Origin of the sequence: Streptomyces sp. CT34 (assembly GCF_000805335.1) — a bacterium.
In the GTDB taxonomy this organism is placed as follows: domain Bacteria; phylum Actinomycetota; class Actinomycetes; order Streptomycetales; family Streptomycetaceae; genus Streptomyces.
Map to the genome: position 1 here is coordinate 6012646 of NZ_KN708638.1, position 10644 is coordinate 6023289.

Annotated in this window: 7 protein-coding genes; 5 read left to right on the forward strand and 2 right to left on the reverse strand. The window is 69.7% G+C overall.

Annotated elements, in window-relative coordinates; all coding sequences use genetic code 11:
• Nucleotides 1–195: 195 nt before the first annotated feature.
• On the reverse strand, nt 196–597 hold the full coding sequence (locus tag RZ84_RS26335; protein ID WP_043266379.1) for a hypothetical protein: 402 nt from the start codon (nt 595–597) through the stop codon (nt 196–198).
• 238 nt (nt 598–835) lie between these two features.
• On the opposite strand from RZ84_RS26335, the gene RZ84_RS26340 reads away from it, so the two are divergent.
• On the forward strand, nt 836–1147 hold the full coding sequence (locus RZ84_RS26340) for a hypothetical protein (RefSeq protein ID WP_043270883.1): 312 nt from the start codon (nt 836–838) through the stop codon (nt 1145–1147).
• On the forward strand, nt 1144–1857 hold the full coding sequence (locus tag RZ84_RS26345; protein WP_078894208.1) for a WXG100 family type VII secretion target: 714 nt from the start codon (nt 1144–1146) through the stop codon (nt 1855–1857). The genes RZ84_RS26340 and RZ84_RS26345 overlap by 4 nt, the downstream gene beginning before the upstream one ends.
• Nucleotides 1858–1956: 99 nt before the next feature.
• Here the strand turns inward: RZ84_RS26345 and RZ84_RS26350 are convergent, their stop codons facing one another.
• The gene (locus tag RZ84_RS26350) at nt 1957–5916 is read right to left on the reverse strand and encodes a type VII secretion protein EccC (RefSeq protein ID WP_043266380.1); all 3960 of its coding nucleotides are present in this window, start codon (nt 5914–5916) and stop codon (nt 1957–1959) included.
• A 254-nt stretch (nt 5917–6170) separates the two neighbouring features.
• Here RZ84_RS26350 and eccD point away from each other — a divergent pair, with 254 nt between their 5' ends.
• The 3 genes from eccD (at nt 6171) to RZ84_RS26365 (ending at nt 10589) form a co-directional block, all read left to right on the forward strand.
• Nucleotides 6171–7634 carry a type VII secretion integral membrane protein EccD gene (gene eccD / locus RZ84_RS26355; RefSeq protein WP_043266381.1) on the forward strand — a complete coding sequence of 488 codons (1464 nt, stop codon included), beginning with the start codon at nt 6171–6173 and terminating at the stop codon, nt 7632–7634.
• A 154-nt stretch (nt 7635–7788) separates the two neighbouring features.
• On the forward strand, nt 7789–8076 hold the full coding sequence (rpsO, locus tag RZ84_RS26360) for a 30S ribosomal protein S15 (RefSeq protein WP_030624900.1): 288 nt from the start codon (nt 7789–7791) through the stop codon (nt 8074–8076).
• Between the two features lie 293 nt (nt 8077–8369).
• Nucleotides 8370–10589, forward strand: a complete 2220-nt coding sequence (locus tag RZ84_RS26365) for a polyribonucleotide nucleotidyltransferase (RefSeq protein WP_043266382.1) — start codon at nt 8370–8372, stop codon at nt 10587–10589.
• Nucleotides 10590–10644: the final 55 nt, after the last annotated feature.

Here is a 10644-nt window from a genome sequence, read left to right on the forward strand (position 1 = left end):
GTGGTACGGCACGGCCCGGAGGTGGCCGTCCCCGGAAAATGTGGGGATGGGGAGTGCCGGAAAAGCACGGAATTATGCGCTGCTGCGGCTGTGTGCCCGATAATTCGGCAATTTTCGGCAATTCCGGCCGCCGGACCGGTGGCCGGAATTCCGCGTGGCTCACATGCGGTTCACATGAGGCTGATCACCCGCGGCTCAGCGGTGTCCGCGACCGCCGCCCCGGCGCGGGCCGGTCACGATGTCGAGGCTCGGCGCGTCGCGCTCGGCGCGCTCGCGGTCCTCCTCCTCTTCCTGCTTCCTCTGCCACTCGGCGAACTTCGCGCGGGACTCCTCGCGCTCGGCCTGCGTCTGGTCCTCGGCCGCCCGCCGGATCTGGTTCATGCGGTCGCCCAGCGCGCCCATGTAACTGGGCGTCTCGATGGCGTCCTTCATGCTGAGCCGACCGGAGAGCACCTCCTTGGCCATCTCCTGGAGCTTGCCGCCCACGTTGGGGTTCTCCGCGAGCACCTTGAGCGCCTTCCGCAGCCGCTGCGCCTGCTCCTGATCATGGGCGACGTCCATCAGGTCCGCGTCCTCGATCTGCCGCTCGTCGCTCATGTCTGCCCCCTGGGTACGTGGTGGAACGGCAACCGCGTGTGCGGCACTGGCGTCAGAGTCTAATAACGGGTGTGAACGGGACGTCAAGACGGGGTTGTCGGTATTGCCGCATATTGCTCCGTATCCCCTTCCCTGCTCCGTACACCGGCCCTTCCGTGGCGGGCTCGGGCCTATTGCGCATGTGCTAGACCTGTGGCGATGTTCAGCAGGTCGCTGTCATTCAATTCGGGGAGAAATGATGTCCGATGAGGTCCGGCTCAGTACCGAGACGCTGCACAAGCTCGGTACGTCCTTCGAGATACAGGCGGAAGAACTGAGCCGGCAGCTGGGCGCATTCAGACGGCGCGCGGACGCCGGCGCGCTGCGCGACGGCTTCGGCAGCGACGAGGCGGCCCGGCCGCACCGCGAGCTGTTCGAGGAGGCCGAGCGCGCCCTCGTCCAGCTCCAGGAGCGGCTCGCCGAGGTCGGCGGGAGCATCAAGGAGACCGTCGCGAACACGCAGGCGGCCGAGGACGAGCTGGTCGAGATGATGCGGAGCGTCAACAAGTGACCGAGCCACGGCGCAACCCCGAGGCGCTGCACGAAGCGGCGGCCGGCTGGCGGGAGATGGGCAGGCACCTGGACGGACTGGTCCGCGACCTCGACCGGCATGTCGGCACCGCCGCCGCGGCCAACTGGCACGGCCCGGCGGGCGAGGCGTTCGCCGCCGAGTGGCACCGCCTCAAGCGCGGCGTCGACGACGCCCTGCCGGCCTTCGAGCTGGCCGCGGCCGACCTGGACAGCGCGGCCACCGCACACCACACCGACAGCGGCAGCGCCGAGCACGACGCACCGCCGGTGGACAACTCCGGCTCCCAGCAAGGCTCCCAGAGCGGTGCCCAGGGCGGCCCGCAGATGACGTACGGCTTCATGGCGCTGGGCCAGCTCGCCAACTCCCTCGGCGGCGCCTTCGGCAAGCGCGGGCGCGGCGGGGGCGGCGGGCAGGGCCACGGCCCGGTCGTCACGCACCAGTGGGAGACCTCCACCGCCGCGCACGGCCCCGACCCGTTCGGGCCGCCCAAGGACGGGGAGGTCGCCACCCGCGGCGGCGAGGGCATCGCCAAGGGCGTACGGACCGACCCGGCCGCGGCGCAGCGCGCGGCGGCCGAGCGGGAGGCCAAGGAGACGGCCAGGGAGACGGCCAAGGAGACGGCCGGGGCTGAGACGGAGAAGAAGGCCGCGGAGAAGCCGGACGGCAACCCGCACGGCGCCTTCGGCTGACCCGTCCGACCCGCCCACACGCCGACCCCACTCACCACGAACGGCGGTGGGGCGCCCCTCCGAAGAGGGACGCCCCACCGCCGTCGCGTATCCGGGCGCCTACTGGCTGCGCAGCGGCAGGAAGCCCGTCTGGACCAGCTGCGCACCACGCTTGCGCGTGATGAACGTGGCCCGGCCCGGCGTCAGCTGCTGGCCCTTGACGTTGCCCATCAGCGGACCCTCGGCCGGGTCGGCGGACAGGATCAGACCCTGTGCGCCGAGCTCCTTGGTGCGCTGCATCACGGGCTCGAACGAGGACCGGCCGGCACCCGAGGAGCTGCGCGCGATGATCAGGCGCAGACCCAGGTCACGGGCGAACGGCAGGTACTCCAGCAGCGGTTGCAGCGGGTTGCCGGTGCTGGTCGCCACCAGGTCGTAGTCGTCCACGATCACGAACGCGTCCGGCAGGTCGTACCAGCTGCGGTTGCGCAGCTGCTCCGGTGTGACGTCCGGCCCCGGCATCCGCCGGCCCAGCGAACCCGCCAGACCGCTGATGACCTCCTGGAGCTGCGGCCCCGCGGCACAGTACTTGTACACATGGCTCTCGGGGACCTCGCCCAGCAGCGCGCGGCGGTAGTCGGAGACCACCATGAGCGCCTTGTCCTGCGGATACCGCTCGGCGATCTGCTTCGTGATCAGGCGCAGCAGCGACGACTTGCCGGACTCGCTCTCGCCGTAGATGACCAGCAGCGGGTCGGTCTCGAAGTCGATGAACGCCGGGGACAGCGTGGTCTCGTCGACGCCGATCGCGATGCCGTGGTCCGGGTAGTCGTTGCCCTTGGGCAGCTCGTTGGCGTGGAGCATGGTCGGCAGCATCCGCACCGCGGGGGCGGGCTCGCCCTGCCAGTGCTCGCTGACCGTCTGCACCAGGTTGGCGACGCCGTCGCTGAGCGTCTCCGGGTCGCTCATCCCGTCCAGGCGCGGCAGCGCCGCCAGGAAGTCGAGCTTCTCCGGGGACAGACCGCGGCCCGGCTTGCCCATCGGGACGTTCTCCGCGCGCTTGCGGTCGAACTCCGACTCCATCGGGTCACCCAGGCGCAGCTCCACGCGGTTGAGGAGCTGGTCGCGCAGCGCGGGCCGCACCTCGGTGTAGCGGGAACCGGCGATGATCAGGTGGATACCGAAACCGAGACCCCGGCCGGCGATGTCCAGGATCACCGGGTCCATCTGCTCGTAGTCGGTCTTGAACGTCGCCCAGCCATCGATGATCAGGAAGACGTCGCCCCACTTCTGGTCGGGGAAGGCGCCCGCGGCCCGCCGCTGGCGGTAGGTCGCGATCGAGTCGATGTTGTTGGCGCGGAAGAACTCCTCGCGCTCGTTGAGGATGCCGACGACCTCGGAGACGGTACGCCGTACCTTCTCCGCGTCCAGACGCGAGGCGACACCGCCGACGTGCGGCAGGCCCTCCAGGGTCAGCATGCCGCCGCCACCGAAGTCGAGGCAGTAGAACTGCACCTCGGCCGGGGTGTGGGTGAGCGCGAACGACGCGATGGCGGCACGGATCAGCGTGGACTTGCCGGACTGCGGACCACCCACGACCAGGCCGTGACCGGCACCGGCGGAGAAGTCCAGGTACATCACGTCACGCCGCTGCTCGAACGGCTTGTCCACCAGCGCGACCGGCACCACGAGCTTGCCCAGCGCGGTGTACTCCGCCGCGTGCACACCCCGCTCGGGGGTGACCGCGAGCGCCGGCAGCAACTGGTTGACCGTCGGGGCCTCCTCCAGCGGCGGCAGCCACACCTGGTGCGCCGGCGGGCCCTGGCCCTGCATCCGCTGGACCATGACGTCCAGCACGGTGTCGGCGAGCGCGTCGTCGATCTCGGGCTCGGCCGGCTCGTCGACGACCGGCTCCTCGATGATCTGCTCGATGACCGGGGCCGCCGTGAACGGCACCGGCATCCGCATCGACCGACCGCCGCTGCCACCGCGACCGCCGCCGCCCGGACCGCGGTACGTCCCCGAGACATAGGCGGCCTTGAACTGCACCATCGTCTCGGTGTCGTACTTCAGGATGCCGGAACCGGGGACGTTCGGCAGGTGGTAGGCGTCCGGCACACCGATCGCGGTCCGCGACTCGGCCGCGGAGAAGGTGCGCAGACCCAGTCGGTAGGACAGGAAGGTGTCCAGACCGCGCAGCTTGCCCTCTTCCAGACGCTGCGAGGCGAGCAGCATGTGCACACCCATCGACCGGCCGATGCGGCCGATCTGGATGAACATCTCGATGAAGTCGGGCTTGGCGGCGAGGAGTTCGGAGAACTCGTCGATGATCATCACCAGCGACGGCAGCGGGTCCAGCGGGGCACCCGCGGCACGCGCCTTCTCGTAGTCGGTGATGTTGGCGTAGTTGCCCGCCGAGCGCAGCAGTTCCTGGCGGCGCTGGAGCTCACCGGTGATCGAGTCGCGCATGCGGTCGATCAGGGTGACGTCCTCACCGAGGTTGGTGATGACGGCCGCGACGTGCGGCATCTCGGACATACCGGTGAAGGTGGCGCCACCCTTGAAGTCCGCGAGGATGAAGTTCAGCGTCTCCGAGGAGTGCGTCACCGCGAGCGCCAGCACCAGGGTGCGCAGCACCTCGGACTTACCGGAACCGGTCGCACCGACACACAGACCGTGCGGCCCCATGCCCTGCTGCGAGGCTTCCTTGATGTCCAGCATGACCGGCTGGCCGTCGCGGTCGACGCCGATCGGCACCCGCAGCCGCTCGGACAGCGTCCGGGGCCGCCAGGTGCGCGAGACGTCCAGGGAGCCGGCGTCGCCGATGTTGAGCAGGTCGGTGAAGTCCAGTGCGGACAGCAGCGGTTCCTCGCCGTCCGAACCCGCACCGGCCCGCAGCGGGGCCAGCTGGCGGGCCAGCGCCTCCGCCTCGGCGATCGACAGGGTGTCGCAGACACCGTGGTAGACCGCACCGCTCGCGGACTCCAGAATCAGCTTGCCCGGCCAGACCTGTACGGCCAGACCGCCGCGGATCTCGTCCAGGTCGCCCGGCACGATCTCCAGGATGGTGACGCCCTGGAGGCCCTCGGCCCCGGCGATCACCGAGTCCATCGGCACCTCGCCGCCATCCAGCACGATGACGACGTGCGGGGTGTCGGTCACCGGCTCGCCCTGCGGGTTGAACCGCCCGCGGCCGTCGAGCTCGTCGGCCAGCAGCTCCTCGACCTCACCGAGGTCGCCGACGACCAGCCGCCGGGTGCCGGCGCCGTCCGTGGTCTTGTCCTGGACCTGCGGCAGCCACTTCGTCCACTCCCACTCGGCCTGCGCACCCGGCGCGGCGACGACCGCCACCACCAGGTCCTCGGGCGAGTGCAGGGTGCACAGCTGGGCGACGATGGCACGCGAGGCGCCGTAGACGGTGTCCGGGTCACCGGAGACCGTCAGGTGGTAGAACGCGCGCAGCGACACCGCCAGCGGGAGGCTGTCCAGATGGCCGTGCTTGTCGAGGAACTCCTTCATCGCGTGCGCGGTGAGCGGCTCCAGCTCGTCGACCGGAGCGGTCTCCGGAGCCCGCAGGGGAGTGGCCAACTGCTGGGGCCCGAGTCCCAGGCGCACCTGGCCGAAGTCCGGGTCGGTGGCCCGGCGTTCCCACACCCGTTTGCCCTCGGCGACTATGGACCACAGCTGACTGGGGTCGGGGTGGGTGAACAGCTGCGCGTCCCGCTGCCGGCGCGCGGTGCGCCGCACCTCTTTCCGCTTCTGCGCCAGGTACTTGAGGTAGTCCTGGCGCTCCTGGACCATCTGCCCGGAAGGCCCCTGGCGGGCCTTGACGATCTGCATGATCGCCATCGCCAGGGTGGAGGCCACCATGAAGCCGCCCATGATCTTCATGAACGGCTGGTTCCCCATGAAGAGGAAGCCCGCCGACGACGCCATGCCCATCATGGGCATGAAGGTCATGAACAGGTTTTCCGGCTCGCCCTCGCGGGGCAGCTCCGGAGGCGCCTCAAGTACCACCTCCTCCGAGGGGACTTCAGGTGGCAGCGCGCGGGGCGGGCGCTTGACGATGACAACGCTCACCGAGGCATCAGTCCTTCATGCATCTCGCAGTCTCGGACCGCCCCCGTTGGATTCGACGGTCCCCCGAGCCAAGTCCTTGGCCCGACGCAGGCGTTGATCCTACTGTTAAACGTCAAGCCAAGGGGTGGGTGGGGCAGCGCCCCGATCGGACGGTACGCTGACGCCCCGCGAGCGCGCCACAACGCCGTAGAGACGGCTTTATATATAGGGCGCGTGACGCGACAAAACGCCCAACGGATAGGGGGAACCGCCAGGTGAGCACGAGCACTGGCACCGGCTTCTGCCGGGTCACGGTCGCCGCGCCGGACGCACGGATCGACGTGGCACTGCCGGAGGACGTGGCACTCGTCGACATTTATCCGGAGATCCTGCGGCTCTCCGGGCAGTCCCAGGCCGAGGGCGCCCCGACCGGATACCACCTCGTACGCCGCGACGGCACGGTACTCGACGCCGGCCAGTCGCTGGCCCAGCAGCAGATCCTCGACGGCGACCTGCTGCTTCTGAAGCCGTTCGCCGAGTCGCTGCCGCTACCGGTCTTCGACGACGTCTCGGACGCGGTCGCGTCCGCCGTCAAGCGCAACCGCAGCCGCTGGAGCGACGACCTGATGCACCTCGTCGGCCTCACCGCCGGCGTGCTGCTGCTCGTCATGATGGCGTTCGCGCTGTGGTTCTCGAACCCGGTCGACCGCGACATGCACCGGCTCCCCGGCATCATCGCCGGTGTCGTCGGCGTCGTCCTGGTCGCCCTGGCCGGCGTCCGCGCCCGGGTCTACGACGACCACGGTTCCTCCATCGCACTGGGCCTCGCGTCGCTGCCGCACCTGCTGATCGCCGGCTCCGGCATCTTCCCCGTCGACCAGGGCTCCGGTCCCGGCCGGCTCCAGCTGCTCGTCGGCTGCGTGACCGTACTGATCGCGTCCGTGCTCCTGGTGGTCCTGCTGCCGCGCGGTGACGCGCCCTTCGTGGCCGCCGCCTTCCTGTCCGCGATCGGCACCCTCGCGGTCTTCGCCGCGATCCTCACCGACGCCGCCCCGCGCGAGGTCGCCGCGGTCACCGCCGTCGTCTCCATCGCGATGGTCGCCTGGCTGCCCGGCCTCTCCGCCCGCTTCGCCCGGCTGCCCATCGGCTACCAGTCTCCCGACCAGATCGCCAAGGGCGCCCTCGACAACGGCGGCGAGACCGAGTCCGTCGACTTCGTCAAGATCGGCAACCAGGCCAAGCGCGGCCACGAACTGCTGCTCGGCCTGGTCGCCGGCTGCTCCGCCCTGGTCGTCGGCTCCGCCGGTGTCGTCCTCGGCTTCTCCGACAACGTCTGGGCCCAGGTGCTGGCGCTCGCCGCGGGCATCACGATCATGCTGCGGGCCCGGCTCTTCGACTACACCGCGCAGGTCGCCTGCCTGACCATCGCGGGCATCCTCACCATCGTGCTGCTCGTCCTGGGCATCGCGCTGCACCCGCCGGTCGACATCTTCGTCACCCTGGAGCGCTTCCAGGACTCCGGCCCGCTGAACGTCCGCACGGTCTGGTTCTCCAGCAGCATCGCGGTGGGCGCCGCCATCCTCGTCGGCGTCGGCCTGATCGTCCCGAAGAAGGGCGTCACCCCCTTCTGGGGCCGGATCTTCGACATCTTCGACGGCCTGGTCCTGCTGTCCCTGGTGCCGCTGTGCCTGGCGGTGCTCGACGTGTACAGCACCGTGCGCGGTCTCACCGGCAACTAGCGGCGCACCGCACCGCACGGATCACGGCCCCCCGACCACCCGGTCGGGGGGCCGTCTCCAGCTGGTACGCTGTCCGACGGTCCATCCGAGTCATCCAAGATTCCCTGTGACGCAAACCAGGGACGCTCGCGGACCGGAATCCGAAGGAGTACGTGTGTCGCTCGACGCCGCCACGAAGAAGCAGATCATGGCCGAGTTCGCCACCAAGGAGGGTGACACCGGCTCCCCCGAGGTCCAGGTCGCGCTGCTCTCCCGCCGCATCTCGGACCTGACCGAGCACCTCAAGACCCACAAGCACGACCACCACTCCCGCCGTGGTCTGCTGCTGCTCGTCGGCCAGCGCCGCCGCCTGCTGCAGTACCTGGCGAAGAAGGACATCACGCGCTTCCGTCAGCTGGTGGAGCGCCTGGGCATCCGCCGCGGCGCGGCGGGCGCCAAGTAAGAAGCCGTAGAGGGAGCGGTTCCCACCGGGGGCCGCTCCCTTTGCCGTACGCACCGGACAGCCGTACCGCCGCGCGGTGGACGGAAGCTTTGTAGTCTGGTGCCATATCGCAAAAGCGAACGCGGTAGGAGCGCTCCTGGCCGCCGGTCCTCGGTAGTGGCCCCCGGGCCGTCCATGGCAGACCATGCGACATCACTCCGGGTGCTTCGATCGAAGACCGGCCCGCACCGGCGCTCCACCGAAGACGGTCCCCTGCCACACGGGCAGCGGACGCAGACGAGGAGATATTCCTGGTGGAGAACGAGACCCACTACGCCGAAGCCGTGATCGACAACGGCTCCTTCGGCACCCGCACCATCCGCTTCGAGACCGGCCGCCTGGCCAAGCAGGCCGCCGGCTCCGCCGTGGCCTACCTGGACGACGACACCATGGTGCTGTCGGCCACCACCGCCTCCAAGAGCCCGAAGGACCAGCTGGACTTCTTCCCGCTGACCGTCGACGTCGAGGAGCGGATGTACGCAGCCGGGAAGATCCCCGGCTCCTTCTTCCGCCGTGAGGGCCGCCCCAGCGAGGACGCGATCCTCACCTGCCGCCTCATCGACCGGCCGCTGCGCCCCTCCTTCAAGAAGGGCCTGCGCAACGAGATCCAGATCGTCGAGACGGTCATGGCGCTCAACCCCGACCACCTCTACGACGTGGTCGCCATCAACGCCGCCTCCTGTTCCACGCAGCTGGCCGGCCTGCCCTTCTCCGGCCCGATCGGCGGCACCCGCGTCGCCCTGATCAACGGCCAGTGGGTGGCGTTCCCGACCCACACCGAGCTGGAGGACGCGGTCTTCGACATGGTCGTGGCCGGCCGGGTGCTGCCCGACGGCGACGTCGCGATCATGATGGTCGAGGCCGAGGCCACCGAGAAGACCATCGAGCTGGTCAAGGGCGGCGCCGAGGCCCCGACCGAGGAGGTCGTCGCCGCCGGTCTGGAGGCCGCCAAGCCCTTCATCAAGGTCCTGTGCAAGGCCCAGTCGGACCTGGCCGCGAAGTCCGCCAAGCCCGAGGGCGAGTTCCCGATCTTCCTCGACTACCAGGACGACGTCCTGGAGGCGCTGACCAAGGCCGTCAAGGACGAGCTCGCCCAGGCGCTCACCATCGCCGGCAAGCAGGAGCGCGAGGCCGAGCTGGACCGCGTCAAGGGCCTGGCCGCCGAGAAGCTCCTCCCGGAGTTCGAGGGCCGCGAGAAGGAGATCTCCGCCGCGTACCGCTCGCTGACCAAGACCCTGGTCCGTGAGCGCGTCATCAAGGAGAAGAAGCGCATCGACGGCCGCGGCGTCACGGACATCCGTACGCTCGCCGCCGAGGTCGAGGCGATCCCGCGGGTGCACGGTTCCGCGCTGTTCGAGCGTGGCGAGACCCAGATCCTGGGCGTCACCACCCTCAACATGCTCCGCATGGAGCAGCAGCTGGACACCCTCTCCCCGGTGACCCGCAAGCGCTACATGCACAACTACAACTTCCCGCCGTACTCCACCGGTGAGACCGGCCGCGTCGGCTCCCCCAAGCGCCGCGAGATCGGCCACGGCGCGCTGGCCGAGCGGGCGCTCGTCCCGGTGCTGCCGACCCGCGAGGAGTTCCCCTACGCGATCCGCCAGGTCTCCGAGGCACTGGGCTCCAACGGCTCGACGTCCATGGGCTCGGTCTGCGCCTCCACGATGTCGCTGATGAACGCCGGTGTGCCGCTCAAGGCCCCGGTCGCCGGCATCGCGATGGGCCTGATCTCCCAGGAGATCGACGGCGAGACGCACTACGTCACCCTCACCGACATCCTCGGTGCGGAGGACGCCTTCGGCGACATGGACTTCAAGGTCGCCGGCACCAAGCAGTTCGTCACCGCGCTCCAGCTCGACACCAAGCTCGACGGCATCCCCGCCTCGGTCCTGGCCGCCGCGCTGAAGCAGGCCCGCGACGCCCGTCTGCACATCCTCGACGTGATGAACGAGGCCATCGACGTCCCGGACGAGATGTCCCCGAACGCGCCGCGGATCATCACCGTCAAGATCCCGGTGGACAAGATCGGCGAGGTCATCGGCCCCAAGGGCAAGATGATCAACCAGATCCAGGAGGACACCGGCGCCGACATCACGATCGAGGACGACGGCACGATCTACATCGGTGCCGCCGACGGCCCGGCCGCCGAGGCCGCCCGCGCCACGATCAACGGCATCGCCAACCCGACCATGCCGGAGGTCGGCGAGCGCTACCTGGGCACCGTCGTCAAGACGACCACCTTCGGTGCGTTCGTGTCCCTGCTCCCGGGCAAGGACGGCCTGCTGCACATCTCGCAGATCCGCAAGCTGGCCGGCGGCAAGCGCGTCGAGAACGTCGAGGACGTGCTCGGCGTGGGCACCAAGGTCCAGGTCGAGATCGCCGAGATCGACCAGCGCGGCAAGCTCTCCCTGATCCCCGTGATCGAGGAAGAGGATGCGGCTGCCGACACGAAGGACGATGCCGCCAAGTGACGTCCCGTACGTACACGACGACGGCCCGCACCTCTTCGGAGGGGCGGGGGGGGGC

Bases quoted from the DNA above. Each gene is read 5' to 3' on its own strand.
- RZ84_RS26335 (WP_043266379.1), bottom strand. From the start codon at position 597: ATGAGCGACGAGCGGCAGATCGAGGACGCGGACCTGATGGACGTCGCC.
- RZ84_RS26340 (WP_043270883.1), top strand. From the start codon at position 836: ATGTCCGATGAGGTCCGGCTCAGTACCGAGACGCTGCACAAGCTCGGT.